Source organism: Stenotrophomonas sp. CFBP8994 (assembly GCF_034044835.1).
Classification (GTDB): domain Bacteria; phylum Pseudomonadota; class Gammaproteobacteria; order Xanthomonadales; family Xanthomonadaceae; genus Stenotrophomonas; species Stenotrophomonas rhizophila_A.
Genome location: NZ_JAXCWT010000003.1, coordinates 227,343 through 253,156 on the forward strand (window position 1 = coordinate 227,343; position 25,814 = coordinate 253,156).

At 66.8% G+C, this 25,814-nt stretch carries 20 protein-coding genes and 1 pseudogene; 8 read left to right on the plus strand and 13 right to left on the minus strand.

Annotated features, from left to right (window positions below; all coding sequences use genetic code 11):
* Window positions 1–9: 9 nt before the first annotated feature.
* Together SOM39_RS09525 and SOM39_RS09530 are read right to left on the minus strand one after the other, a co-directional pair.
* On the minus strand, window positions 10–864 hold the full coding sequence (locus SOM39_RS09525; RefSeq protein WP_184124414.1) for a nucleotidyl transferase AbiEii/AbiGii toxin family protein: 855 nt from the start codon (window positions 862–864) through the stop codon (window positions 10–12).
* Complete coding sequence (locus SOM39_RS09530; protein WP_320458205.1) at window positions 857–1,768, minus strand: hypothetical protein; 912 nt, start codon at window positions 1,766–1,768, stop codon at window positions 857–859. Before SOM39_RS09530 ends, SOM39_RS09525 begins: the two co-directional genes overlap by 8 nt.
* 281 nt (window positions 1,769–2,049) lie before the next feature.
* On the opposite strand from SOM39_RS09530, the gene SOM39_RS09535 reads away from it, so the two are divergent.
* Window positions 2,050–2,604 carry a queuosine precursor transporter gene (locus SOM39_RS09535; RefSeq protein ID WP_217539028.1) on the plus strand — a complete coding sequence of 185 codons (555 nt, stop codon included), beginning with the start codon at window positions 2,050–2,052 and terminating at the stop codon, window positions 2,602–2,604.
* 335 nt (window positions 2,605–2,939) lie between these two features.
* On the opposite strand, the gene glnE is transcribed toward SOM39_RS09535, so the two are convergent.
* Entirely contained in the window at window positions 2,940–5,774 is a 2,835-nt protein-coding gene (gene glnE, locus SOM39_RS09540; protein ID WP_320458472.1) for a bifunctional [glutamate--ammonia ligase]-adenylyl-L-tyrosine phosphorylase/[glutamate--ammonia-ligase] adenylyltransferase, read from the minus strand.
* 534 nt (window positions 5,775–6,308) lie between these two features.
* Here glnE and SOM39_RS09545 point away from each other — a divergent pair.
* Window positions 6,309–7,823, plus strand: coding sequence for an acetyl-CoA hydrolase/transferase family protein (locus tag SOM39_RS09545; protein ID WP_249833650.1), 1,515 nt, complete (start codon window positions 6,309–6,311; stop codon window positions 7,821–7,823).
* Between the two features lie 219 nt (window positions 7,824–8,042).
* On the opposite strand, the gene hglS is transcribed toward SOM39_RS09545, so the two are convergent.
* The 9 genes and pseudogenes from hglS to SOM39_RS09590 all read right to left on the minus strand — a co-directional run bounded on the left by hglS (window position 8,043) and on the right by SOM39_RS09590 (window position 18,987).
* Window positions 8,043–9,407 (minus strand): 2-oxoadipate dioxygenase/decarboxylase HglS, encoded by a 1,365-nt coding sequence (hglS, locus tag SOM39_RS09550; RefSeq protein ID WP_320458206.1) that lies wholly within the window; start codon window positions 9,405–9,407, stop codon window positions 8,043–8,045.
* A 241-nt stretch (window positions 9,408–9,648) separates the two neighbouring features.
* Complete coding sequence (locus SOM39_RS09555) at window positions 9,649–10,203, minus strand: hypothetical protein (protein WP_320458207.1); 555 nt, start codon at window positions 10,201–10,203, stop codon at window positions 9,649–9,651.
* Window positions 10,204–10,207: 4 nt separating this feature from the next.
* Window positions 10,208–10,957: an HAD family hydrolase gene (locus tag SOM39_RS09560; protein ID WP_249833647.1), complete on the minus strand. Its 750-nt coding sequence runs from the start codon at window positions 10,955–10,957 to the stop codon at window positions 10,208–10,210.
* Between the two features lie 95 nt (window positions 10,958–11,052).
* Window positions 11,053–11,469 (minus strand): calcium-binding protein, encoded by a 417-nt coding sequence (locus SOM39_RS09565; RefSeq protein ID WP_095364451.1) that lies wholly within the window; start codon window positions 11,467–11,469, stop codon window positions 11,053–11,055.
* A gap of 219 nt (window positions 11,470–11,688) precedes the next feature.
* On the minus strand, window positions 11,689–12,066 hold the full coding sequence (locus SOM39_RS09570) for a hypothetical protein (RefSeq protein WP_068848803.1): 378 nt from the start codon (window positions 12,064–12,066) through the stop codon (window positions 11,689–11,691).
* Between the two features lie 59 nt (window positions 12,067–12,125).
* Window positions 12,126–12,853: pseudogene (locus SOM39_RS09575) on the minus strand (M15 family metallopeptidase).
* Complete coding sequence (locus SOM39_RS09580; RefSeq protein WP_320458208.1) at window positions 12,807–14,366, minus strand: serine hydrolase domain-containing protein; 1,560 nt, start codon at window positions 14,364–14,366, stop codon at window positions 12,807–12,809. Before SOM39_RS09580 ends, SOM39_RS09575 begins: the two are co-directional and overlap by 47 nt.
* A gap of 48 nt (window positions 14,367–14,414) precedes the next feature.
* Window positions 14,415–17,441, minus strand: a complete 3,027-nt coding sequence (locus SOM39_RS09585) for a TonB-dependent receptor (protein ID WP_320458209.1) — start codon at window positions 17,439–17,441, stop codon at window positions 14,415–14,417.
* 61 nt (window positions 17,442–17,502) lie between these two features.
* Complete coding sequence (locus SOM39_RS09590) at window positions 17,503–18,987, minus strand: transglutaminase-like domain-containing protein (RefSeq protein ID WP_414715866.1); 1,485 nt, start codon at window positions 18,985–18,987, stop codon at window positions 17,503–17,505.
* 132 nt (window positions 18,988–19,119) lie between these two features.
* On the opposite strand from SOM39_RS09590, the gene SOM39_RS09595 reads away from it, so the two are divergent.
* From SOM39_RS09595 to SOM39_RS09620, 6 genes are all read left to right on the plus strand, one after another.
* Window positions 19,120–20,562, plus strand: coding sequence for an SH3 domain-containing protein (locus tag SOM39_RS09595; protein WP_249833643.1), 1,443 nt, complete (start codon window positions 19,120–19,122; stop codon window positions 20,560–20,562).
* A complete protein-coding gene (locus tag SOM39_RS09600; protein WP_068848791.1) occupies window positions 20,562–21,668 on the plus strand; it encodes a dipeptide epimerase in 1,107 nt (368 codons plus the stop codon). The genes SOM39_RS09595 and SOM39_RS09600 overlap by 1 nt, the downstream gene beginning before the upstream one ends.
* 29 nt (window positions 21,669–21,697) lie before the next feature.
* Window positions 21,698–22,546: a MurR/RpiR family transcriptional regulator gene (locus SOM39_RS09605; protein WP_320458210.1), complete on the plus strand. Its 849-nt coding sequence runs from the start codon at window positions 21,698–21,700 to the stop codon at window positions 22,544–22,546.
* Between the two features lie 17 nt (window positions 22,547–22,563).
* Entirely contained in the window at window positions 22,564–23,358 is a 795-nt protein-coding gene (locus SOM39_RS09610) for a L,D-transpeptidase family protein (protein ID WP_320458211.1), read from the plus strand.
* Window positions 23,355–24,650 carry an APC family permease gene (locus SOM39_RS09615; RefSeq protein WP_320458212.1) on the plus strand — a complete coding sequence of 432 codons (1,296 nt, stop codon included), beginning with the start codon at window positions 23,355–23,357 and terminating at the stop codon, window positions 24,648–24,650. The genes SOM39_RS09610 and SOM39_RS09615 overlap by 4 nt, the downstream gene beginning before the upstream one ends.
* Window positions 24,651–24,860: 210 nt before the next feature.
* A complete protein-coding gene (locus SOM39_RS09620; protein WP_068848783.1) occupies window positions 24,861–25,223 on the plus strand; it encodes a hypothetical protein in 363 nt (120 codons plus the stop codon).
* A 69-nt stretch (window positions 25,224–25,292) separates the two neighbouring features.
* On the opposite strand, the gene yiaA is transcribed toward SOM39_RS09620, so the two are convergent.
* Window positions 25,293–25,724 (minus strand): inner membrane protein YiaA, encoded by a 432-nt coding sequence (gene yiaA, locus SOM39_RS09625; RefSeq protein ID WP_068848781.1) that lies wholly within the window; start codon window positions 25,722–25,724, stop codon window positions 25,293–25,295.
* Window positions 25,725–25,814: the final 90 nt, after the last annotated feature.

Here is a 25,814-nt window from a genome sequence, read left to right on the forward strand (position 1 = left end):
ACCCGCCCGTTACCAGGGCAGCGCGCGGAAGTAGGCAGCAACCCTTTCGAAGGCAGGTGCAAACTCAGGCACCTCGCCTTCGATTTCCGACCGCAGCGTGTCGTAATCCTGCTCGGCGCGCGTCGCGATGTCCGGATCATCGAATGCGGTTGCGCTGAGCGGCACATCGCGGTCTTCGCACTTGATGCGAAGATCGCTCAGCACCTCCGCCCGCCATTGGGACAGATGAAGCTCAGCACGTTGGGTGAGCAGGTAGTTGAGGTCGAAGACGTCCTGCCGACGATTCCGGTTGCGGATGGGTTGCTGCAGCAGCGCCCGCATCTTCTCGGCAACGAGGGTGGTCAGCCCGTACACGCAAAGGTGACCGCTTTCACCGATCTCCACCTCTTCGAACGCAGGAATGCGTTCGCGGAAGCTGAAGTCGAGTGACAGTGAGAAAGGCGACTGGCCGGCAACCAACCTTCGGTGGGCGGCGGTGCCCTTCAGCGCGTAGCCGACGCTCATGGTCAGACTTACCCGGGTGCCCTGCCGGTTCGGCTTTACCCGGTGCCCCTGCAGACGGCATTCTACGTCGTGTCCGAGCAGCTCCCCCATTCCCGGCAGAACCTCAGCCATCAACGCGAGCGTCTCCTGCTCGGCCGCTTCAGTGAACGGCTTGGGCGTGGAGAAATCGATGTCCGTGGTGTACCTCGGGCTCGCGTAGTGCAGCGCCATCAGGATGCCGCCCTTCATGCACAGTAACGTGCGAAGTCGCGGTGTGCGGGCGATCGCCTCCAGGACACAATGCACCGCTTGGCGCATGACCGCCTGACGCGGATCCGTGGTGCGGACCCATGCAGGGATGTCATGCAGCAGGCTAGGCATTGATTGAGAGACTCCACTTTTCAGAAAACTCTGATGCGTATTCGGCCTGCGGGTCGAGCTTCCGCGAGCCACCGCGTGCAGTATCGGCAACCCACGCATCGATTTCTGGACGTTCTATCCCACATCGTTCATTGAGGATGTAACCAGCACGTACGCGGTCGATTTTTCCGCCGTGTGTGTTGAACTCGGCAAGGATGGGCGTGAGGTACATCCGTGCATGTTCTTCGAACACTTCAATGACATGGCGGATGCCACCGCAGAGGTCTGGGCGCTTGATCATGTCGAGGAACGTGCGGCCGATGCCCGTGACGCGAATCGCCCCATCCATGGCATACCGCCAATGCCCAGCTTCCTTGGTACGCAGGGTTTCGATGACCACGCCGTTGAGGCGCTTGATGACCGAGTACTGCAGCGGGGGCAGGTCTGCCTCCTGAAACGCGGCCAGCTGCCCGCCGAGCTCGTGCTCCATTCTCTGTTCGGCAAGCGTTCGCCACGACGCCGTGTCGAAGGTGACGAAGTAGAGGAGTTTGGGCAGCCGGTTGGTGAGGCCGTGGAACTCCATCGCACTCAGGAACGCGATGTGGCCGAATGGATCGATGGCGCACATCACTTCCCCTGGAGAGGCGTCCTTCCGACCAGGCACTCGCATCAGGGACTGGGGCAGGCCCCGTTCGGGCAGGAGAAGGGCGCCGCGCTCCAACAGAGCTTTGCGGCCTGAGAGGAAAGCGTCCCGATTCAGGCCACTGCGCGGCGGGCGGATAGCCCTGCCCTCGTATTCATCTTTCGCGAGCAGCTGAGTCAGGATGACCGCCAGCCCATGATTGCTGATGACTGGCAGGGTGAACTCTTGGCGGATCTTGAGATCGAGGGCGTCGCGCCAGGCGATGGCGGGGAGGTAGGACATGACTACGCGGACCCTCCTTGGGCGTCAGTTGGCGTGGTATACAATCAACGTCCTAAGGACGTTGATTGTATACCACGCTTGTTGCTGAGCTTCAAGTCACACCCGTGCAAGCCAGGGTCAGTTTCCTGGATTGTTAACATCTGGACACTATCGCTGACGTACCATAAGCGTCCTTAGGACGCTTATGGTACGTCAGCCAGGGCGCCGAACGAAGGCCGGGAAACTGGCGACGCCGGGAGAGTGCCTCGATAATGCGCCCCCTCCCCTCCAGCTGCTCCGCCATGACCGCCCGCCCTGCCATCGTGTTTGCCCCATTGACCCCGCGCTCCCTGCTGCTGGCGGTGTTGGCCATGGGCGCGGTGGTGCTGGGTTCGAACGTGCTGGTGCAGTACCCGATCAACGATTGGCTGACCTGGGGCGCTTTCAGCTACCCGGTGGCGTTCCTGGTGAGCAACCTGATCAACCGCCGGTTTGGCCCGGCGGCGGCACGGCGGGTGGCGTGGGCGGGGTTTGCGCTGGCGGTGCTGCTGTCGATCTGGATTGCGACCCCGCGCATTGCGGTGGCCTCGTGCCTGGCGTTCATTGCCGCGCAGCTGCTGGATATCACCGTGTTCGACCGGCTGCGCCGGGGGCACTGGTGGCGCGCGCCGATGGTGGCGACCACGTGCAGTGCGACGTTGGATACGACGATTTTCTGGAGCATCGCGTTCGCCGGTTCGAGTCTGCCGTGGGTGAGCTGGGCAGCGGGCGACCTGGCGGTGAAGCTGGCGATTGGTGTGTTCCTGCTGGCGCCGTTCCGCGCGTTGCTGTGGAAGATGGCGCCGCGCACGGCGTGAAACCGGGCGACGGTTGGGGCGTGGACGTCGGCGGGTGTTGCGTTTGTTTTTGCCCAAGGTCATGCGTTACCGAACGTTGCACCCATACGTGCAGTCGTTTGGAAACCGACCCTACCAGTGCATGTATCCCGGTTTCCGACCATGCGGCATTGCCCGCGATAGTGCATGTATCCCGGTTGCCGGCCATGCCGCATTGCCCGCGATAGTGCACGTATCCCGTGCCGCATTGCCCGCGATTCGGCGGTAGGGTCGCATCCCTATCGACCGCCGTTACGTTGCCCGCGTTCGGTTGCGGCATGAACATTGCCGGGGACGGCGTTTGTTTTTGCCCGGGGTCATGCGTTACCGGACCTTGCGCCGGTATCGGCGAAGGGCAGCTCTGCTGCTTCGCAGGTGGCGGTGATTACGCGTTGCGCTTCTTCCAACGCGGGGGTCAGGACCGCCAGGCGCGGCCTTCTGTCCAGCGTGCAGGCCAACCCTACGTCCAGCAGCGCGGCGTGCGCTTCGTGCAGCGCGTCGCGCGTGCCGCCCGGCAGCCAGGCGATGCCGGCCAGCTGGTCGATCAGGCTGGGGGTGTCCCGCGGCTCCAGCACCTCCGGGTGCGTGCCGGCGCTGTCCAGCACGCCGGTCTGCAGCAGGAACTCCAGGTCCACGATGCCACCGGCGCCCTGCTTCAGATCCCAGCGCGCGGCGTCGCTGCGGTCCAGTTCGGTGCGCATGCGGCCGCGCATTTTCACCACGTCGGCGTACAGCACCTCGCGCTCGCGCGGGCGCGCCAGCGTGGTGGCACGGATCCGTTCGAAATCGGCCAGCAGGCTGGCGTCACCGGCGATGCCACGCGCGCGGACCAAGGCCTGGTGTTCCCAGGTCCAGGCACGCTCGCGCTGGTATTCGGTGTAGCTGGCCAGCGAGGACACCAGCGAGCCCTTGCCGCCATCCGGGCGCAGGCGCACGTCGATGTCGTACAGGCGGCCGGCAGCGGTGACCGCGCCCAGCAGCGCCATCACCTTCTGCGCCAGGCGTGCGTACCAGCGGCCCGGGTCGAGCGGGCGGGCGCCGTTGCTGCTGTCCTGGTCGGCCGGGTGGTCGTGCAGGAACACCAGGTCCAGGTCCGAGCCGAACCCCAGTTCCAACCCGCCCAGGCTGCCGTAGCCGATGATGGCAAACCGCCCGCCCGGCACTTCACCGTGCGCGCGGCGCATGTCCGCATCGGCCATCGCCAAGGCGGTGACCACCACCGCCTGCGCGAGCTGGGCGAGCTGGCGGGTGCTGTCCACGGCGCGCTGGCGGCCATCCAGCGTGGCCAGGGCCATGCGGAAGCTCAGCGCAAGGCGGGTTTCATTGAGCAGGCGCAGCGCGGCTTCGGGGTCGTCCACGGCCAGCGGGGCATCGCACTCGGCCTGCATGGCGGCGGCATCGGGCATCGGGCCGGACACGCGCACATCCAGCAGTTCGTCCAGCAGCAGCGGGTAGGCGGCGATGCGCTCGGCCAGCAGCGCACTGCGGGCGAGCACATCCACCAGCCTGGCCAGTGCGCTGGGCTGTTCGTCGAGCAGTGCGAGGTAGCTGGTGCGGCGCAGGATGGCCTGCAGCAGGCCCAGCACGCGCTTGAGCGCGGCGTCGGGCTGCGGCGAGCGGGTGGCGGCGTGCAGCAGTGCGGGCAGTACGCGGTCGAGACGTGCGCGCGCGTTGTCGCTGAGCGACTTCACGCCGAGTGACTGGGCGAAGTCGCGCAGCGACTGGTCGGCGCCGTTGGGATCATGGAAGCCGGCATTGGCCAGCACCTCGGCATCACCGCTGTCGGGCAGGCCGCGCCAGTAATTGGCCAGCGCATCGGGGGCGGCCTGGCCGGCGCGCGGGGCGAGCAGCGCGGCGAACTCGGTGCTGACCCGGTCGCGCTGCACATCGAGTGCGGCCAGCAGCGCGTCCCAGTCGGCGTAGCCCAGGCCACAGGCGATGCGCAGGCGGTCGGTGGGGTCGGTGGGCAGTGCGTGGGTCTGGGCATCGCGCAGCATCTGCAGGCGGTTTTCCAGGCGGCGCAGGAACCGGTAGGCGTGCAGCAGGTCTGCGCCATCCTCCGGCGCCATCTGCCCGCAGGCGACCAGGGCGGGCAGCGCATGCAGCAGGCGGCGCTCGCGCAGGCTGGCTTCGCGGCCGCCGCGGATGAGCTGCAGCGCCTGGGACAGGAATTCGATTTCGCGGATGCCGCCGGGGCCGCGCTTGATGTCGTCGAACATGTCGCGGCGCGAGACTTCGGCGGTGATGGCCGCCTTCATTTCGCGCAGGCCATCGAGCGCGGTGAAATCGAGGTAGCGGCGGTAGACGAACGGGCGCAGGGTCTGCAGCCACGCTTCACCGGCGGCGATGTCGCCCGCCACGGCGCGCGCCTTGAGCCAGGCGTAGCGTTCCCAATCGCGGCCTTCGCGCTGGAAGTACTGGTCCATGCCGGCGAAGGACAGCGCCACGCGGCCGGCGCTGCCGAACGGGCGCAGGCGCAGGTCGACGCGGTGGCTGAAGCCGTCCACGGTGGTTTCATCGAGCAGGCGCGCCAGGCGCTGGCCGAGCCGGGCGAAGTATTCCTCGGCGGCGAGCGGGCGCGGGCCGTCGGATTCGCCGCCCTGCGGGTAGGCGTAGACCAGGTCCACGTCGGAACTGAAATTGAGTTCGCCGCCGCCCAGCTTGCCCAGGCCGAACACCACCAGTTGCTGGGTGCTGCCATCGGCGGCGCGGACCACACCGTGGCGGGTGGCGAATTCCTGTTCCAGCGCGGCCAGCGCCAGGCCCAGGCATTCCTCGGCCAGGCGGGTGGCGCCGGCCAGGGTGGCGGGTACGTCGTCGAGGCCTTCGAGGTCGCGCCAGATCAGGCGGCTGGAGCAGGCGGTGCGGTAGCGGCGCAGTCGCACGGGCCAGTCGGCGGGCTGCTGGGGATCCAGTTCCGGGAGCGGCAGTGGCGGGCAATCGGTTTGGGTCAATTGCGACAGAAGCGCGGGCTGCCGGCACAGGGTGTCGAGGGCGAAGTCGCTGGTGATGGCGAGCAGGCGGAGCTTGGCAAGGACCGGTTCCGGCGGCGGCCAGTTGCCTGAGTCGTTCAGGCTGAACGCAAGACGCGCAAGCGCGCGGTCGACGAGCGGGACAAGGGCGGCGGGAACGGCATCGGCGGAAATCGGCATAAGGCGATTATGCATGGGGCCGCACGCGGCACCCGAATGGCACGGTGCGTGTGGGGGTCCGTGTATGCGGCGCGGGCGTAGGGTCGGTTCCCAAACGACCGCCGATAACGGGTCCACGCCCGGTGACGCATTACCGTTGGACAACGCAAACGCCTTCCCCGCCGGAGGTCATGCCCCACCGAACGCGGGCGGTGCCACGGCAGTCGATTGGGATGCGACCCTACCGCAGGGCGGCCACACCGTGGTGTCCCCGTGAATGAATAGGGCACCTGCCAAATTCTGGACATAAAAAAGCCCGCTTGCAGCGAACTGCCAGCGGGCTCTGCTCCCTCCCCCACGTCGGGATGCAGGGCGATCTTCTAGGCTCCGCGAACAAGTTGCACGCTGCACTGCAAAACAATACTGGCGGGTACAGATGCCCTCATTTAACTGAATAGGACCTCATATACCGGGAGAACGCCATTCCACCTTGGTCGCACCCGGGACGGTGGTGCGATGGCGGATAATGAATATCCCCCACAAAACGTAGTCGTCATGTCCGTTGATCGCATTGCCGACGCGCGCCTGCGCGCTCGCGTTGTATCTGCCGAAGCCGCCGCCGCGCTGATCCAGCCGGGCGAAACGGTGGCCATGAGTGGTTTCACCGGCTCGGGCTACCCCAAGGCGGTGCCGGTGGCGCTGGCCCAGCGCATCGAGGCCTTCCACGCCGACAACCTGCCCTTCCAGATCAGCCTGATGACCGGCGCGTCCACCGCGCCGGAACTGGACGGCGCGCTGGCCAAGGCCGATGGCATCGCCATGCGCATGCCGTTCCAGAGCGACCCGGACGCGCGCAACCGCATCAATGCGGGGCTGCTGGACTACATCGACATCCACCTCAGCCACGTGGCCCAGCATGTGTGGTTCGGGTTCTATGGCGAGATCGATACGGCGGTGATCGAGGTGTCGGCGATCCGCGAAGACGGTTCGCTGGTGCCTTCCACTTCGGTGGGCAACAACAAGACCTGGCTGGACCTGGCCAGGAAGGTGATCGTCGAGGTCAACGAATGGCAGCCGGCCGGCGTGGACGGCATGCACGACATCTACTACGGCACGGCGCTGCCGCCCCACCGCAAGCCGATTCCGCTGGTGCACGGCAACGACCGCATCGGTGAAACGGCGCTGCGCTGCGACCCGGACAAGATCGTGGCGGTGGTGCGCACCAACGGCCCGGACCGCAACAGCCCGTTCAGCCCGATCGATGCCACCAGCGAGCAGATTGCGGCGTACCTGATCGAGTTCCTGCAGCACGAAGTGGCGCGCGGCCGCCTGCCGGCCAACCTGCTGCCGCTGCAGAGCGGCGTGGGCAATATTCCCAATGCAGTGCTGGCAGGGTTGGGCAAGAGCGGCTTCCGCGACCTCAGCGCGTTCACCGAGGTGATCCAGGACGGCATGCTAGACCTGCTGCGCGACGGGGTGCTGAGCTATGCCTCGTGCACCGGGTTCGCGCTGAGCCCGCAGGCCAATGAAACGTTCAAGGAGAACATCGATTTCTACCGCGAGCGCATCATCATGCGCACGCAGGAGATTTCGAACCACCCGGAACTGGTGCGCCGGTTGGGCTGCATCGGCATGAACGGGATGATCGAGGTGGATCTGTACGGCAACGTCAATTCCACGCATGTGATGGGCACGCGGATCATGAACGGCATTGGCGGTTCGGGTGATTTCGCGCGCAACGGGTTCCTGTCGGCGTTCCTGAGCCCGTCCACGGCGAAGAACGGCACCATTTCGGCGATCGTGCCGATGGTGAGCCATGTGGACCACACCGAGCACGATGTGTCGGTGATCGTGACCGAGCAGGGGTTGGCGGATCTGCGTGGGTTGCCGCCGCGCAAGCGTGCGCGGGTGGTGATCGATAATTGCGCGCACCCGGATTTCCGCGACCAGCTCAATGATTATTTCGAGCGGGCCAGCCGGGACAGTTATGGCAAGCACACTCCGCACCTGTTGCCCGAAGCGTTGTCGTGGCACCAGCGGTGGTTGGATACGGGGACGATGAAGGCCTGAGTGGTTGCAACAAAAAAACGCCGGGATTTCCCGGCGTTTTTTGTTCGCGATGGTAGGGTCGGTTCCCGAACGACCGCCGATAACGGTGCAACGTCCGGTAACGCATGACCCCGGGCAAAAACAAACGCCGTCCCCGCCGGAGGTCATGCCACAACCGAACGCGGAAAATTCCACGGCGGTCGATTGGGATGCGACCCTACCGGCGCATGCCGTTGCCAATTAGATTCGCAGACTATCGAGCGATTCCTGCTGCAGGCGCTCGTAAATCACGAACTCGTCTTCGACCTTCATGCCCAATGCCTGCTCGAACGCATCGCGGTTGGCATGGGCGGCATAGGCGCGCTGTTCTTCGCCGCCGAGGTTGGACTGGAAAATGCCTGCGGCACTGACCGGCAGGAAATCTTCGTAGACGATCGGGTCGGCACTGGCCATCCCTGCCGCTACCAGCGCTTCGGCCGGCAGGTCGCCCACGGCGGCCGGGTTGGCGCGGCCGGCGTCCGTGAGGGCGTAGCGGTAGTAGCCCAACCCTTCGCGGCGCAGGGTGTCGTGGTCGTCCGGGAAGGCGGTGAACGCTGCGGCCAGGCGCGTGGGGTAATCCTGCCCGGTGCTGCCGGCGCCGCCGGCATCGCGGGCCTGGGCCAGCAGCTGGTCGTACAGCGCGCGGCCCTTGGGGGTGAGGGCCAGGCCACGCTGTTCGATCTCGCCGAAGCGCGCGGTGTGGGTGCCGGCATCGGCGCCTTCGCCATCGGGGAAGCTCACCGTTTCCTCCAGCGCCTTGAAGCTGGTCTGGCGCAGCAGGATTGGGCAGCGGCGCGGCGGCGGGCCTTCGACCACGGCCTTGGCGTCGATGCCACGGGCGAGCATGCCGGCCTGCGCGGCGTCGATGTCCAGCGTGCGCGGGGTGAGGTGGTTGATGTGCGGGCCACGGAAGCTGACCACGTCGGCCACCAGGCGGTGTGCGTTGCTCAATGCCTCGTAGGTGGCCAGCGAGACGGTGGCATCGCTGTGCCAGCGGAAGGTTTCCAGTGCGGCCAGCACGAAACGGCGGGCATCGTTCTGGTCCAGGCCGCCTTCGCGTTCTGCCTGCTCGATCAGCGCCAGCGCGTCATCGGTGAAGATGCGGCGGCGCGCGAGGATGCGCGCGGATTCGTCGCGCAGGGCTTCGTCTTCGATCAGTTCCAGGCGCAGCAGCGAGGTGAACACGCGGAACGGGTTGGCGGCCAGCGCCGATGCGGTGCGCGGGCGGAAGGCGGTGGAATGCACCGGAACGCCGGCCACGGAGAGGTCGTAGTAGCCGATGGGGTACATGCCCATGACGGCGAACAGGCGGCCCAGGGTGGCCAGCTCCTCGGCGGTGCCGACGCGGATGGCGCCGTGGCGTTCCTGCGCCAGGCGGCCGCGCTCGTCATTGCGCTCGAGCTGCTCGGCCAGTGCCGGGTTGTCGGTGAGCACGGCATCGTTGATCTCGGCCACCAGGTCGACCAGGGTGCCGTAAAGCGGCACTTCGGTGCGGTACATGGTGGACATGGCCTGGGCGAACAGGCTGCGGATATCGTCGGGTGAAACGAAACGGTCGGCGCTCATTACGTACTCGGCAACGGATCACGGGGAACAGCAGGTGCCCATTGTCGCCGAGGTGGGCCGTACCGGGCGAGGTGCACAGCAGCATTGGGGGGAGTGCCCCACGCGGCGCATGGATGGGTAGGGTTGGTTCCCAAACGACCGCCGATAACGGGTCAACACCCGGTAACGCATGACCGACGAGCGGAGCAGGAGCCGTCCCCGCCGAAGTTCATGTAGTCCGGCGCAGATGGGGCCTGGAGGGTCAGCGGGCGCGTTTGGTTTCGGCGTCAGCAGCGGCTTTGTCGCGCTGGGCGCGGTCGCCGAGCTGGCGCTTGAGGGTGGCGTCGAGGGTGACCGGGCGGTCCCAGTGGTCGTGGCTGGCCACGATGGCGTGGCGCAGGGTGCGCCAATGCGTGTTGCTGGGGGTGACCGGCATGTTGGTCACCACGTCGGCCCAGCGCTTGTCTTCGCCTTCGTCGGGCACGAAGCGCGACCAGGCCTGCACGGCATCCCGGCAGGAGCGCTCGGTGGCCTTGGCCCAGAAGCAGGCGAAGTAGATGTCACCCGCCTGCCAGCCATGGGTGTAGAACAGCGCGGCGATGTAATCGCGCGGGACACTGGCGTAGCGCGCGACCTCGTCGAGGAAGCTCTCCGGGTAGCGCTCGGCGTAGTGGTTGATGTCCTGCAGCTGGTCATCAACCCAGACGTCACCGGTGTGGACCTGGTAAGCCTGGGATTTTTCCGGGGTCTGCTGCGCGGCCGCCAGCAACGGCAGCCACAGCAGCAGGGCAACCAGCAGCAGGCGCAGGCGCTTCACCGGCTCAGCCGCCCGCCGCCTTGGCTTCAATGGCGCGCAGGGCCTGCGGCCAGTCGAACGCGGTGGCCGCTTCGACCATGCGCGGCTCATCGGCGGCCACGCCATGCTGGGTTTCATGCGCCCAGGTCACCGCATAAGGTGTGTGGATGCCCCAACCGCCCAGGGTGACCACCGGTTCGATATCCGAGCGCAGCGAATTGCCGACCATGACGAAACGCTCCATCGGCAGGTCGAACTCTTCGAGCACGCGCGCGTAGGTTTCCGGATCCTTCTCGGACACGATCTCGATGCGCGGGAACAGGTCACGCAGGTTGGCCACCTTGATCTTGGCTTCCTGGTGGAACAGGTCGCCCTTGGTGATCAGCACCACTGGATACTCGCGGGCGATTTCGGCGACGGACTCGCGCACGCCATCAATCAGCTCCACCGGGTGGCGCAAGGTGTCATGGCCGATGTCGAGGATCAGCTGCAGGTCGCGTGCGGCAATGGTCTTTTCAGTGATCTCGATGGCCGCTTCCAGCATCGACAGGGTCATGCCCTTGACGCCGTAACCGAACACGCCGAGGTTGCGCTGCTGCACTTCGAGCAGGTGGCGCGCGGTGGCGGTGTCGTGCACGTCGATGTAGCGCGACAGGATGTCGAGGTAATCCTGCTCGGCCTTGCGGTAATAGTCCTCGCTCTTCCACAGCGTGTCGTCACCGTCAAAACCGACCAGACCGATGGCGCCGGTGGGCGCTGGCATGGAGGTCATCATCGGGCAAGGATACCAAGCGCAAAAGAAGGAAGGGCGGCCCAAGCCGCCCTTCCAGGCCATTCACCGTTGTCCAGCGGTTTCAGGCAGTTGCGTGGTTAGCGGCCCGGGGCGGCGTTGCCGCCGGCTGCGGCGCCCTGCTGGGCGGCGACGTAGGCTTTGTACTCGTCCGGGGTGAGCTTGCCGTCTTTGTTGGTGTCGGCCTGGTCGAACACCTGGGCAAGGCCTGCGTTCACCTGGGCCTCGGTCTTGCTGATGGCGCCGTCACCGTCGGTATCGACGCTGGCCCAGGTCTGGCCGCCACCGCCGCCGGCCTGCGCAGAGGCCTGGGCAGCCGCGCCGGTGGCCGCATCTGCCGCCTGGTCTGCCTGGGCCGCCGACTGCTGGGCCTGCGCGGCCTGGGTCTGGGCCTGCGCGGCACTCTGCTGTGCGGTCTGTGCCATCGCCGGAATGGCCAGAACACTGCCGGCGGCGACGATCAGGGCGATCAGGGGCTTGCGGTTGCGAATAGTCATCGGGTGGTCTCCTTGTGGGATGTTGCGCGGCTCGTTGTTTTCCGCACGGCCCCACACTGACACCCCGTTTGTGAATCGACCTTGCCCTGCAACCGGCCTGCGCACACAGTCTTAACCACACGCGCGCAGCGCTCCGTTACCCCTGCGGTTACGCGCAGGTGAGCGGTTGGTAAGACGATCATTCAATCGGCGCGGATTTAACCGGATGCGAACGAAAACTCAGGGGTTGCTGGCGTTTTTTTCGCCTGAGCGGGAACTGAATATCAGCCAGCCCAGCGCAACACCGCCCAGCGCACCAGCCACTTCAATCACCACCCGCGAGCCCAGTTCGTTCGGATCGTGGATGGTGGCCAGGAACAGGCGTGCATACAGCGGGGACTCCAGCCGCATCATGCCCATGTAGAACAGGTTCCAGGCATCGATGCCGGCCGACGCGACCACGGACATCACGCAGGCCCAGCCAATCGCATGCCCGTCGGACCACCCCGCCCAGCGGCACACCCGGTGCCACAGTGCGTAGACCAGCAGGCCGACCAGCAGGGCGATGAGCCCGGCTTCCAGCGTGCCCAGCAATCCAAAGTGCAGCGGCAGGTTCATCGTGGTCCGGGCGTTGGGGGAGCGCGCATTGTAGCGGCGCGCCGCCCGGACGCAGGGGCTCAGCGCACCGGCACGTCGAAGGCGGTGGTCGGGCTGGGCTCGGGGGTGAGGGTGAAGTGCCACCATTCCTGCGGATAGTTGGCAAAGCCCTGGCGCTGCATGGCCTGCAGCAGGGTCTGGCGGTTGCGGTACTGGGTGGGGGTGATGTCGGGCGCGTTGGTATGCGCGCGCGGGCCGAAGAAGTCGAAATCGGTGCCCATGTCGACCACGCGGCAGGGGTCGCTGCGGCAGTCGAGCAGGCCCAGGTCGACGGTGGCGCCCCGGCTGTGGCCGGAGGTTTCGGCGATGTAGCCGCCCAGCAGCGCGGGTTTGTCGAGGCTGGGGTACTGCTGCGCCTTGCGCGACTGCTCCAGCGGGTCGTTGGCCCAGTCCACGAAGGCCCGTACCGATTGTGCGGGGCGGTAGCAGTCGAACAGCTGCAGGCCGTATCCATTGGCGCGCAGGTCGGCTTCCACCTCAGCGCCTTGGCGGGCGGTCGCAGCAGGAAGCATTTGGGCGCTTCGTAGCCCGGCACCGGGCGGCCGGTGAAGTTGTTGCTGCCGGCGTAGCGCATGTCGAGTTTGATATCCGGCGCCAGCGTGGTGATGTCGACCAGGCCGGCCTGTTCGGCGGTGCGCACCAGGGCGATGTGGACCGGCTGGGCCGAGACCACCGCGGGCGCGGCCAGGGCGAGCAGCAGGCTAAGGGCAATCGCCGATGCGGGTGAAGTGCAGGTCCTGGTAGTCATAGCTGAAGTCGATGTCCGGATCGATCGCGCTCAGGCGGAGCGTCGGCGGGGTGCCCGGCTCCACCTGCAGCCAGGGTTCTGCATCCGCCCCGAGGGTATCCCACTGCACCAGCCAGCGGGAATCGAGCTGCATCACGGTTCCGCGCAGTGTGGGCGATTTGTCCACGCTGAAGCGCACGGTGTTGTTTTCAGGGCACAGGCGCGCCTGGCCCAGCCAAGGGTCGCGATAGAGGCCTTGCCATTGCGCGGTAGCGGCGACGCCGGCGGCTTTGCGGGCGGTTGTGTCTGGCAGCGCGTGGGTGGTGCTGCGGCGCTGGGTTCGTTCGGCCTGCAGTTGTTCGGTGTAACCGGCAACGGTCTGTCGTTGCGCCGGGGCGGTGTAGTGCTTCAGCGCGGCCTGCATCAGCACGGTGCGCGCATCCTCGCCTTCGCCGTTGATCAGGATCACCACGCCCACCTTGCGGTCCGGCAGCAGCGCGAGCGAGGAATACATGCCCGACAGCGTGCCGGTGTGGGCGACCTTCCACTGCCCGTCCATGTCCGACAGGCGCCAGCCGTAGCCATAGGCGGAGAAGTGCGCGTTGTCCCAGCGGCGCTGGCGTTCGCCGAGCGGCATGGGCATGTGCGCGGTCCACAGCGCGCGGCGCTGGGGTTCACTGAGCCAGCCAGGCACCCGCGTGGGATCCAGCAGGACCTGCATCCAGCGCGTCATGTCGCGCAGGCTGCAGCGGATGCCGCCGGCCGCCATCGAGGTCAGGTCCGGGGCGACGTCGGTATCGGCGTTGACGACCACATTGCCACTCCCGCGCCGGGCATGCGGTTGCGCGACGTTGCCCACCTTCGCCACCGACCACGTGCCGGCCTGGCAGCGGGTCATGCCGAGCGGGCTGAACACTTCCTCGCGCAGCAGCTGGTCATAGGGTTTGCCCCCGGCGGCGGCGGCCACTTCACCGGCCACCACGTACATCAGGTTGTCGTAGGCGTAGCCACTGCGGAAGCTGGTGACCGGCTTGAGATGTTCCAGGCCGGCAATGATGTCGGTGCGGGTGAACGCATTGGGTTCGGGCCACAGCATCAGGTCGCCCGCACCCAGGCCGAGCCCGCTGTTGTGGATGAGCAGGTCGCGGACCTGCATGTGTTGGGTGACCCACGGGTCGCGCATGCGGAACTGCGGCAGGTACTTCGTCACCGGGTCGTCCCAGGCGAGCAGGCCACGGTCGACCAGCCGCGCCAGTACTGCGGCGGTCATCGCCTTGCTGTTGGAGGCGATCTTGAACAGGGTGTCGGCGTCGATCGGCTCGCCGCTGCCGGCGCGGCGTTCGCCACGGGTGCCGGTGAATACCACCTGGCCGTTGTCGACCACCGCCATGGCGATGCCGGGCAGGTGATGGTGTTCGACGGTGGCGTCCAGCATGGGGGTGAACGGGGACGGGCCGGCCGCTGACGCAGGCAATGCGGCCGCCAGGGCGAGGGACAGCAGCAGCGTCGTGGATCGGAACGGAGGCGTGTGCATGGTTACCGTATCGGCGGGGGACGGTCCTGCCGTCCCCCGCGCTGTCTATCAGAAGTTCCAGGTCACCATCAGCTGGGTGTAGCGCGGGGCCTGCCAGCGCGTGCCGGTGTTGAAGGTGTTCTCGCGGTACTGGCCCGGCTGGGCTTCGTAACGCTGGTGGACGTTGATGACGGTCTGGTTGTTGAACAGGTTGAATACCGACAGCCGGGCGCTCAGGTCGATGCCTTCCACCGGCAGGCGCCAGGTGACATTGGCGCCCATGGTCCAGGTCCACGGCAGGCGACCATAGGCACCGCGCGGGGTGTATTCGAACTGGCGCTGGTCGTACGGGCCGGAGCAGTTGGCCACGCACAGCCAGCCGGTGCCGCCGCCACCGCTTTCGTTGGAGGTGCTGCCGCCAGCCACGGTGTCGTTGGGCCACATCACGCCGAAGGCGGTGATCGGGCCACCGGACTGCACCTGCAGCGTGGTGCCGAACGACCACTGTTCGTTGAGCGCGTAGGCAGCGCGCAGCTTGAACTGGTGGCGGAAGTCATTGAACAGTACGCCATAGCGTTCGTTGTTGGACGGGTGGTCCCAGTGCTGGACCATGCCGGTGTCGCCGTAGCCGGTATCGGAGTTGACCGGGCCTTCGAAGTTGCCGTCGCTGCGCGACCACAGGTAGGAGGCGTTGAACAGCCACTTCTCGTCCCATGCGCGATCGATCTGGAATTCCAGTGCCTTGTAGGTGCGCTTGGGCTTGGAGTAGCCCACCACTTCACCGCTGCCGCCCTTGCGGTAGCCGCTGTTGGCGGTATCGATGGTGATCCAGCCTTCGGTGGTGCAGCCGATGCTGGAGTCGCCCCAGATGGTCAGGCTTTCGCCCGGATTGGCGATCGGCCACAGGGTGGTGCCGGTCGGGCCGCACGGGGTGTAGTTCAGGCGCATGTCGTCCAGCGCGCGGTCCATGGTGCGGTAGGTGGCGTTGACGCCCCACGACCAGGCCTGGTTGATCATGCTCTGGAAGCCGAGGATGTATTCATCCTGGTACACGGCCTTGAGGTCGCGGTCCACGCTCTGGCGCAGGTCGGCCGCGCCGGTGTTCATGCGGGTATCCACCGGGCCGATCTGCTGGCCGATGATCGGTGCCATGTAGGGCGCACCGGTGACCGGGTTGGCCTGCTGCTGCCAGCCGTTCAACACGAAGTAGGAGTACTCGTCGGTGAGGCCGCCGGCGAAGTTGACGTTGATGTTGTTGGTCACCGGCAGGTAGTAACGGCCGGCGTTGCCGAACAGCTTGGTGGTGGCATCACCCTTCACGTCCCAGGAGAAGCCCACGCGCGGTGCGATGAGGTCGTCCATCTTGATGAAGGCATTGCCATCGGCGGTGCGGTTCTCGAAGCGGTCCCAGCGCACGCCCAGGTTGAGCATGAGGTTGTTGGTGACGTTCCAGATGTCTTCCAGGTAGAAGGCGTTGGCTTCGGTTTCGAAGGTACCTCCGGACACGCGGTTGCGCCCGCGCAGCATCTCGGTGACACCCGGCGGCACGAAGGCGTTGGCGCCATCCCACACTTCATCGCCGGGGCGGGCTACGTAGGCGGTGTAGCTGAGCTGGGTCGGGCCCGGGTAACGGGTGGACTGCTCGGTGGTCATCAGCTCGCGGTCCACGCCGAAGCGCAGCAGGTGGCGGCCGAGCTGCCATTCGAAGTCCAGGCGGGCCACGTCGCGGGTGTCGTCGCGCTCGGCCACGGCAGCGCCGGTCGGGTGGCAGCCGGGGCGCAGGCCGTTGAGCTGGCCCAGGCGCGAGGCATAGCTGGGGTCGGTGAACACCGGGCTGCAGGCTTCATCCAGCGAGGAGCTGGTGAACGCACGCTGGTTGTTCTGGCCGACCATGGCGCGGGCAGTGAAGTTCTCGCCGAAGTGGCCGGTGTAGGTGGCCGAGTAGTTGCGGCCGCCGCTTTCGGTCACCGAATCGCCGCCCCATCCGCCGATCTGGTTCTCGTCCCAGTCATAGTTGTAGGAGCCGTTGGTGACATCGCCTTCGTCGGAGAACGCCAACAGGGCCAGGCTGTGGTTGTCGGTGATGTTCCAGTCGAGCTTGGCGCCCCAGAAGCCGTTGTTGGCTTCGTTCTTGAACCAGGTCAGCGCGTCGTTGGAGGTGTTGTGGCCATGGTCATTGCGGTCTTCGTACATGGCAAACAGGAACAGCTTGTCCTGCACCAGTGCGCCCGAGCCCCAGACGTTGGTCTTGAAGAACGAGCTGTCGTCACGGCTGGCATAGGAATGCGCGGTGCCGTCGCGGTGGAAATGGTCACGGCCGCTGGAGCGCCACGCGCTGGGTTCGGCGGTGACTTCCACGCCGCCCTGCAGTTCGTTGCTGCCCGAACGGGTCACCGCGTTGATCACGCCGCCGGTGGAACGGCCGAACTCCACCGAGTAGCCCCCGGTCTTGACCTGGAACTCGCTGAAGAAGGCGAACGGTGCGCTGGAGAAGCCGCGCCGGGTGTACATGTCGGTGACGTTGAGGCCGTTGATGAACACCGCGTTTTCGGCCACCGAGGAACCGGCGAAGGACAGGCCGCCAAACGTGGAGTTGCCGCCGACCACGCCGGGCGCCAGCAGCGCCACCGCGCTGAGGTCCTGCGCCACGGGCAGGCGCTGCAGTTCCTGGCGGTTGACGTTGAACGAGGTTTCGGTGGTGGATACGTCCACGCGGTTGACCACGCGCGTGCCGATTACCTGCAGGGCATCGAGGTTGACCACGCCGCCGCCACTGGCCAGGTTCACCGTGGTGGTGCCGCCAATGGCCACGCTGACCGCCACCGGGTCGCCGAGCTTCTGGCCGTCGCGGCTGAGCTGCAGTTGGTAATCGCCTACCGGCAGCTGGCCGAGGCGATAGCTGCCATCGGCGCTGGCGGTGACGGTGCGGGTCAGGCCGGTGCTGTTGCTGACCACGGTGACCTGGTCACCGGCGCTGGCCCGGCCGGCCACCGCACCACTGACTGCCTGTGCGTATGCAACCGTTGGCAGCACGCTGCCGAAACACGCACCCAATGCGACGCATAGCGCCGCCCGCTTCAAACCGTTCGCTTTCATTCCCTGCTCTCTCCTTCAAGGGTGAAAAATTAATGTTGATCACCCCACCAACGGTGGGGTGCTACCGCGGTGTGGCAGGCACCACGTGCGACTGGAAGTCGTAATTCCATTGATCGAAGTACAGGTTGCCGCCGGACCATTCGACTTCGCCGCGCTGCGAATCCACGGTGTCCGAGCGCGGGTGCTGCTTGGCCGGCTGGAACGGCTGCTGGAAATCGTCGTTGAAGGCGATGCGGTAGGCATCGAGCCCGCCGAAGTAGAAGTCGCGCAGCGCCGGGTCCGCGCTTTGCAGGCGGCCGGTAGTGACATCCATCGGCACCCAGCCATACGGGGCCAGGTACAGCGCGCCCCAGTCGTGCAGGTTGTTGTAGCCCACGGCATCGTCCGAATAGACCATGCCGGACTGCCAGCGCGCGGGAATGCCGTTGAGGCGCAGCAACGCGATCAGCAGCAGCGTCTGCTGGCCGCAGTCGGCGTGGCCGGCGTGCAGGGCGTAGTCGCTGATGTTGGAGATGGTGGAGTATTCGCGGGCGCCGGCCCACGGGATCTGATCGACCGCGTCGAACAGCTTCTGGGCGATGCGGTACGGATGGGTTTCATTGCCGACCACGCGCTGTGAGAACGCGCGCAACACCGGGGTGAACACCACGTGCGGCGGCTGTTCGGCCAGGTAGGGCTGCAGCGCCGCATCGGCCGGCGTGGGCAGCACCTTGGCCGGATCGATCTCGATGTGGCGGGCGTAGACGGTGACGGCGTAGCGGATCTCGAAGCGGGTCGGCTTGCCTGCCACTGCTTTCTGCTGCAGATGGACGGTGCGCTGCTGGGCGGCTTCCGGCGCGATCACTGCGCCGCTTTTGGGGCCGATCCAGCTGATGTCTTCCTGCTGGCCGGGAATGGCGCGCGGGTAAGGAATCCATGCCTGCAGCAGTTCGCCGGCGGGCACGGCATCGGGTTTGACCGTGATCGACTGGGTGACTTCCACACGGCGCGGCACCACGCTGCTGGTGCCGCTGGCCTTGGCCGCCGCGATCACTTCTTCATGGTGCGGGGCGAGATTCTCGTACGGGCCATCCACCGGCAGTGGGACGCTGGGCGCGCGGCGTGCCTTGGCTTCGGCGCTGACCCGGAACAGGTTGGCTGGCGCGCGCTTGAAGTAGCGGCGTTCACCGTCGATATCCAGGTGTTCGATCAGGCCGGCGGCATCCCAGCGCGCGAACTCGTCATCGCGCAGGTCCGGGATCTGCTTGCGCACCAGGGCCTTGGCGGCGGCCCCGTCCAGGGTGAAGTCCAGGCGCATGCGGCGCATCCGCTCGCGCTGGAACGCATAGGCGGCACGTGCCTCTGCGCTGAGCGCGGGGTCGTTGATGGCCGCAGCGATGCGGGCATCGGCAGCGGCAAAGTCACCGTGGTCGATCTGCACCACCACCGCATCCAGCGCCGGCCCCTGCGCCCCGGCCGAGGCAATGCCCAGCAGCAGGCACGCCGTTGCGGCGCGCCGGGCGAAGGTCGAGGCAGGAGAACGCGGTTTGCGTACGGGCAGATCCACGGCGACACTTCCCAAGGTGCAGGTGGTAATCGCTGTGTAACACGGGCCTGACAGGTGGTCAATAATTTATTCTTGCTTTCGCTGGAAAAAGGAATAAATATTCCTGACGCTTTCGAGGAGGGTGACCGCTCCATGATCCAGGCTTCCCCCCGCCGCCCCGTGCGGCCTGCGTGGCTGGCGCGCGCCCTGCTGGTGGCGCTGACGCTGCTGCCCGCCGGCGCGACCTGGGCCGACGCGCCCTTTGCGCCGCCGGCGGCATTCGGCGGCGTGACCGAGTTGCGCGAGGCCTACCTCGACCCGGCGTTCTGGGCGGCCCGGTTGCCCGATGCCGACCGGGTGATCCTGGATCGCGCCGGCATTGCCGCGCAGAACTCGCGGATGCGCGCTGAAGACGACTCCATCCATGACCTGCGCGCGCTCCCTGCCCAGCTGACGCGTGCGCGGGTGCTGGCCGACATCCAGGCGCTGTCGCGCTGGCCGACGAAGCCGTTGTTCGGCGAAGACGAGCAGCCGATTCCCGCCACGGCACGTACCGCCATCGAGGCGAACCTGGCCCTGGCGGCCATTCCCGCCGAGCGCCCGCTGCAGTACGGGCTGGTGACCCACCGCGCGGCGCTGCGTGCGTTCCCCACCGCGCTGCGGGTGTTCACCGCGCAGGGCGACACCGATATCGACCGCTTCCAGGAATCGGCGCTGTTCCCCGGCGACGCGGTGGCGGTGCTGCATGAAAGCGCCGACGGCCAGTGGCTGTTCGTCACCAGCGAGCGCTATTCGGCGTGGATTGAGAAGCGCTACGTTGGCATTGGCAGCGCGGACACCGTGTTGGGCTACGGCCAGCAGGGTCCTTACCGGGTAGTGACCGGCGCCACCGCCTTCACCGCATTCACCCCGGAAGAGCCGCGCGTGTCGCGGCTGCAGCTGGAGATGGGCGTGCGCGTGCCGGTGCTGGCCGACTGGCCGCTCAACCAGACCGTGAACGGCCAGCAGGCGCACGCCGCGCACGTGGTGCAGCTGCCGGTGCGCAATGCCGATGGCACGCTGGCGCTGGTGCCGGCGCTGCTGCCGCGTTCGCAGGACACCGCCAGCGATTACCTGCCGTTGACCCCGCGCAACGTGCTCACCCAGGCGTTCAAGTTCCTGGGCGAGCGCTACGGCTGGGGCCATTCTTACGACACGCGTGATTGCAGCGGCTTCGTGTCCGAGATCTACCGCAGCTTCGGCGTGCTGGTGCCGCGCAATACCAGCGCGCAGGCAGTCAGCCCGGCGCTGGACCGCATCGCCTTCAGCGACAAGGACGGCAAGGACAGGCGCAACGCGGCCGTGCAGCAGCTGCAGGTGGGTGACCTGGTCTACATTCCCGGCCACGTGATGGTCACCATCGGCCAGCTCGACGGGCAGACGTGGATGATCCACGACACCGCCGGCGGCAGCTGGTTCGGCCACGACGGCAATCGCGTGCAGGCTCACCTCAACGGCGTTTCGGTGACTCCGCTGCAGCCGATGATGGCCAGCGACACCGTGAGCTACATCGACCGCATCACCAACATCCAGCGCATCCGGCCCCAGACTCCTTGATGAAAATCACCGACATTGAACTTGGCATGCTGCGCGTGCCGCTGAAAACCCCGTTCAAGACCGCACTGCGCACCGTGGATACGGTGGAAGACGTGGTGGTGCTGGTGCGCACCGACACCGGCCACACCGGCTATGGCGAGGCGCCGGCCACGGCGGTGATCACCGGCGATACCCACGGTTCGATCATCGAGGCGATCAACACCTTCATCAAGCCGCGCCTGGTCGGCCAGGACGTGGCCGAACTCAACCGCAACTGCGCGCTGATCCAGTCGTCGATGGAGCGCAACACCAGCGCCAAGGCGGCGGTGGAAATCGCGGTGTACGACCTGTGGGCGCAGCTGCACAAGGCGCCGCTGTACCAGATGCTGGGCGGTGGCGACCCGGTGATCACCACCGACATCACCATCAGCGTGGATTACATCGACAAGATGGTGGCCGATTCGCTGTCGGCGATCGACCGTGGCTTCGAGTCGCTGAAGATCAAGGTCGGCAAGGACATCGGGCTGGATATCGAGCGGGTGAAGGCGATCCACGCCGCCGTGCAGGGCCGCGCCCTGCTGCGGCTGGATGCCAACCAGGGCTGGACCGCCAAGCAGGCGGTGCACGCCATGCGCACGCTGGAAGAGGCCGGGGTGGTGCTGGAACTGCTGGAGCAGCCGGTGAAGGCGGCCGACATCAGCGGGCTGAAGTACGTGACCGACCGGGTCAACACGCCGGTGATGGCCGATGAGAGCGTGTTCAACCCGGGCCAGGTGTTCGACCTGATCCAGCAGCGCGCGGCCGACATCATCAACATCAAGCTGATGAAGACCGGCGGGCTGTCCAACGCGATCCGGATTGCCGACATCGCCGCCATCTACGGGGTGCCGTGCATGATCGGCTGCATGATCGAATCGAGCATCAGCGTGGCCGCGGCCGTGCACCTGGCGGTGGCAAAAAGCGAGATCATCACCAAGGTGGACCTGGACGGCCCGTCGCTGGGGCAGTTCAATCCGGTCACCGGCGGGGTACATTTCAACGAGTCGGAGATCACCATCAGCGATGCGCCCGGCCTGGGCATCACCGAGGTGCGCGGGTTGGAGATGATCAAGCCGCCGCGCTGGTAACGTCCCCCCGTCCCCTTTTTGATGACCCCATGCCGCCCCTGGTGAAAATCCGCTCCGAGCGTGACCACATGTCGGCGATCGAACGCCGCATCGCCGATTTCATCCTCGACAATGCCCACCTGCTGCGCGATTACTCGTCGCAGCAGCTGGCCAGCGCGCTGGGCATCAGCCAGTCCAGCGTGGTCAAGTTCAGCCAGAAGCTGGGCTTCAAGGGCTACCCGGACCTGAAATACTCCATCGGCCAGGCCGTGGCCCGCGCCGGCAGCGATCCGGCCGCCGGCCCGCCGGCCGCCGCGCCGGGCAACGATTACGACCAGCTGGCCGAGCGCCTGCGCCTGAGCCGCACCGCGGCCGACGAGGAAACCCGGCTGGCCAACCTGCAGGTGGACGTGGAAGCGATCGTGCAGCTGATCGACGGCGCGCCCAAGCTGTTCGTGTACGGGCTGGGCGACGATGGCCTGTACGCGCGCGAGTTCGCGATGCGGCTGTCGCTGCTGGGCATGCTCACGGTGCACCACGCCGACCCGATCCTGATGATGGCCAACCTCTCGGCGGCGCGGCCGGGCGATGTGCTGCTGGTGTTTTCCGAATTCGGCAAGCTGCCGCAGCTGTTCCAGCTCTCGCGCCAGTTCCAGGACGTGGGCGGCAAGGTGGTGTCGATCACCCGGCACAGCGCCAACCCGCTGCGCGCGCACGCCGATGGCGCGCTGGTGGTGTGCGCGCACGATCCGGCGCCGCACGTGGCGCAACTGTTGTACCGTTCTGCCTTGCAGTCGCTGCTGGACTTCGTGTTCGTGCTGCTCTGCCACGCCAACCCGGACCGCCACCGCCAGCTCGGGGTGAACCTGGAACGGATCGAACACCTGATCGACACCTGATTCCCGGAGTGCACCCGATGCTGTCGCTGCTGCGTACCGCCTTTGCCACCGTGCTGGTTGCCAGCGCCCTGCCCGCGTCGGCACTCACCCCCGTGGCCACGCCGCTGCTGGACAACGGCCAGATGATCGTGGTCACCACCGACGGCTGGGATGCCAGCCAGGGCCGCCTGCAGGCCTATGCACGCACCGCGCAGGGCTGGCAGCCGCATGGCGCCGCGTTCGATGTGACGGTGGGCCGCAACGGCAGCGCCTGGGGCGTGGGCGTAGCGCCCGCGCCGAACGGCAGTGGGCCGCAGCAGCCGGGCGAGCCGGTGAAGCAGGAAGGCGACGGCCGCAGCCCGGCCGGGATGTTCAGGATCGGCCCGGCGTTCGGCTATGCGCCGAAGGTAGCCAGCGCGATGCCCTACCAGCCGATGCTGGAGAGCAGCTACTGCATGGATGTACCGGATTCGAAGTACTACAACCGCATTGTGGATGCCGACGTCGTGGGTGCCGATGCGGTGGAAGGCTCCACCGAACCGATGCGGCTGGACCTGCACAACAAGGGCGACGTGCGCTACCGCGAGGGCTTCGTGATCGAGCACAACCCGAACGCGGAGCCGCGCCGGGGCAGCTGCATCTTCGCGCACCTGTGGCGCACGCCGGGTGAGGCCACCGCCGGTTGCACGGCGATGCAGCCCGAACACATGCGCGGCCTGCTGGCCTGGCTGGATCCGGCCCAGCGCCCGGTGTTCGTGCTGCTGCCGCGCGCGCAGTACCAGCGGCTGCAGCAGGACTGGCAGCTGCCGGCCCTGCCGAAGGCCGCACGATGAGCGCCGCGCCCGAACCGCAACTGGAACGCGCGGTCAGCCGCTGGCAGATCGTGGGGTTGTCGATCAACGATGTGATCGGCAGCGGCATCTACCTGCTGCCGGCCGCTACGGTGTTGTTGCTGGGGCCGTTCAGCCTGTGGGGCGTGGTGGCAGCGGGCATCGTGGTGGCACTGCTGGTGCTGTGCTACGCGCAGGCGGCCAGTTACTTCGATGAACCCGGCGGCAGTTACCTGTATGCGCGCGAGGCGTTCGGGCGCTTTGCCGGGTTCGAGATCGGCTGGATGATCTGGCTGACCCGGATCAGTTCGGCGGCCGCGTTGAGCAACGCGCTGGCCGATGCGGTGGCACGGTTCTGGCCCTGGGCCGGGCACGATGTGGGCCGGGTGCTGGTGATCGTGGCCTCGCTGGGGTTCCTGACTGCGGTGAACGTCGCCGGTGTGCGCTCGGCGGCGCGGACCGGGATCGTGCTGGTGATCGGCAAGATGCTGCCGCTGCTGCTGTTCGTGGCGATCGGCGCGTTCTACGTGGATACCGACCTTGCCTTCTCCGGCACCCGCCCGGACCCGCACGACCTGCAGCGCATGGGCGAGGCGGCGTTGTTGCTGCTGTATGCGTATGCAGGCTTTGAGAACATCCCGGCCGCGGCCGGTGAGTACCGCAATCCGCGCCGCGATATTCCGTTCGCGCTGATCACCATGATCATCACGGTGACGGTGATCTACGGCGCGGTGCAGTTCATCGCGCAGGGCACGCTGCCGGGCCTGGCCGATTCGGCCACACCGCTGGCCGATGCTGCCGCCGGCTTTGGCGGCGAGGCGCTGGCCCTGATCCTCACGGTGGGCGCGACGATCTCCATCCTGGGCACCAACAGCAACACGATGATGATGGGCCCGCGCTTCCTGTTCGCCCTGGCGCGCGATGGCTACGGGCCAAAGCTGCTGGCGCAGGTGCACCCGCGCTTCCGCACGCCGGCGGCGGCGATCGTCACCCAGGGCCTGATCGCGCTGGTGCTGGCGTTGTCCGGCTCGTTCGTGCAGCTGGCGCTGCTGTCGATGACCACGCGCCTGTTTGCGTACATCGGCACGGCGGCAGCCGTCATCGTACTGGCCCGCCGCTTCCGCGACCGCCCCGGCGCATTGAAGCTGCCCGGCGGCCCGCTGATTCCGATCCTGGCGCTGGTGCTGTGCCTGGCGCTGTTTGCCAGTGCCAGCTGGCAGAACATCGCCGCCGCGCTGATCGCATTTGCGGTGGGCGGGGTGATCTACCTGTTGCCGCGCAAACAGGAAGGGTGACGGGCGGCCGGGCACCGCGCTCAGACACGCATGGCGTGTCTCTACAGCTGGCCACGTACGCGTAGTGACACGCCATGCGTGTCAACGCCATCCGTGCCAGCCGACCCGATTAAACGCCAGCACGAAACCTTGATGCAGCATTCACCCCACGCGCCCGCCGCGTTAACCGGCCTCCGGATACGTTGAAGCCTCACCCAACCGGAGCCCCACATGAGCCCTGACTACCAGATTCCCGGCCGGGTGCCGGAAGACGGCGTGCCGCGCGAAGCGGTCTCGGATTACTGGCGCGAGCGCTTCAGCGCCGAGCCGTACTACGACAGTGACCTGGCGTTCGAAGACTACGAGCCGGCTTATTACCTCGGCTACAGCTCCCGCCACGCCCGCACCCGCGCCGATGAAATGATCGACGCCTACGAGCAGGTGGAAGCCGAACTCGAATCGCGCTGGGCACGGGAACAGGCCACCAGCAAGCTGACCTGGGCGCAGGCCCGCAACGCAGTACGCCGTGGCTGGGACGAATCCACCGCCCTGCACCAGTCACACCTGGACAAGGGCGTCCCGCGCGGTACCTGAAGCGAAGCGCGCCCAGAACGGGATGCGCCCTGCCAAGGTTGCATCCCGATCAAACCGCTCGCGCCTGGCTTATTCAGCGCGCGGAATCGGCGGAATCTCGCGATCACCCGCGGCCATCAGGTCGCGGGTGTTCTTCTGTACGGCCACGGCGCCAAACAGACTCAGCGCGAAGGCCATGCCGTAGAAGCCCTTTTCGCTGAGCAGCAGGGTGGCGTTCCAGAGCCCCACCAGCAGGAGCAACAGCGACACCAGCAGCGCGAACCAGCACAGCGAGTAATAGAGGCTGCTCACCGGAATGCCTTCCACCCGGTCGCGCACGCTCTTCTGCAGTGACACGGCGGCGAACAGGCCGAACAGCAGCAGGGTGAGGTAGTAGCCCTTTTCGTTCAGTGCCATTTCGGCGTTGAACAGGCCGACCAGGTACGCCACGGCGCCCAGCAGCAGTGCGGTCCACGAGGCGGCGATGAACGCCGGAGACGGTTTGGTGACCTGAGGCTTCATTGTTCAAACTCCCTTTTGATGGCGCCTACGGTAGCCGATTCCCCCGCACCCGCCTACGGGGGTGACGTATGGTCCACGCCCCCTTGATGG

Coding starts and splice junctions, on each gene's coding strand:
- SOM39_RS09595 (WP_249833643.1), top strand. CDS start 19,120: ATGATCCAGGCTTCCCCCCGCCGCCCCGTGCGGCCTGCGTGGCTGGCG.
- SOM39_RS09585 (WP_320458209.1), bottom strand. CDS start 17,441: ATGAAAGCGAACGGTTTGAAGCGGGCGGCGCTATGCGTCGCATTGGGT.
- SOM39_RS09615 (WP_320458212.1), top strand. CDS start 23,355: ATGAGCGCCGCGCCCGAACCGCAACTGGAACGCGCGGTCAGCCGCTGG.
- SOM39_RS09580 (WP_320458208.1), bottom strand. CDS start 14,366: ATGCACACGCCTCCGTTCCGATCCACGACGCTGCTGCTGTCCCTCGCC.
- SOM39_RS09525 (WP_184124414.1), bottom strand. CDS start 864: ATGCCTAGCCTGCTGCATGACATCCCTGCATGGGTCCGCACCACGGAT.
- yiaA (WP_068848781.1), bottom strand. CDS start 25,724: ATGAAGCCTCAGGTCACCAAACCGTCTCCGGCGTTCATCGCCGCCTCG.
- hglS (WP_320458206.1), bottom strand. CDS start 9,407: ATGAGCGCCGACCGTTTCGTTTCACCCGACGATATCCGCAGCCTGTTC.
- SOM39_RS09565 (WP_095364451.1), bottom strand. CDS start 11,469: ATGACTATTCGCAACCGCAAGCCCCTGATCGCCCTGATCGTCGCCGCC.
- SOM39_RS09610 (WP_320458211.1), top strand. CDS start 22,564: ATGCTGTCGCTGCTGCGTACCGCCTTTGCCACCGTGCTGGTTGCCAGC.
- SOM39_RS09570 (WP_068848803.1), bottom strand. CDS start 12,066: ATGAACCTGCCGCTGCACTTTGGATTGCTGGGCACGCTGGAAGCCGGG.
- SOM39_RS09605 (WP_320458210.1), top strand. CDS start 21,698: ATGCCGCCCCTGGTGAAAATCCGCTCCGAGCGTGACCACATGTCGGCG.
- SOM39_RS09530 (WP_320458205.1), bottom strand. CDS start 1,768: ATGTCCTACCTCCCCGCCATCGCCTGGCGCGACGCCCTCGATCTCAAG.
- SOM39_RS09560 (WP_249833647.1), bottom strand. CDS start 10,957: ATGATGACCTCCATGCCAGCGCCCACCGGCGCCATCGGTCTGGTCGGT.
- SOM39_RS09620 (WP_068848783.1), top strand. CDS start 24,861: ATGAGCCCTGACTACCAGATTCCCGGCCGGGTGCCGGAAGACGGCGTG.
- glnE (WP_320458472.1), bottom strand. CDS start 5,774: ATGCCGATTTCCGCCGATGCCGTTCCCGCCGCCCTTGTCCCGCTCGTC.
- SOM39_RS09600 (WP_068848791.1), top strand. CDS start 20,562: ATGAAAATCACCGACATTGAACTTGGCATGCTGCGCGTGCCGCTGAAA.
- SOM39_RS09535 (WP_217539028.1), top strand. CDS start 2,050: ATGACCGCCCGCCCTGCCATCGTGTTTGCCCCATTGACCCCGCGCTCC.
- SOM39_RS09545 (WP_249833650.1), top strand. CDS start 6,309: ATGTCCGTTGATCGCATTGCCGACGCGCGCCTGCGCGCTCGCGTTGTA.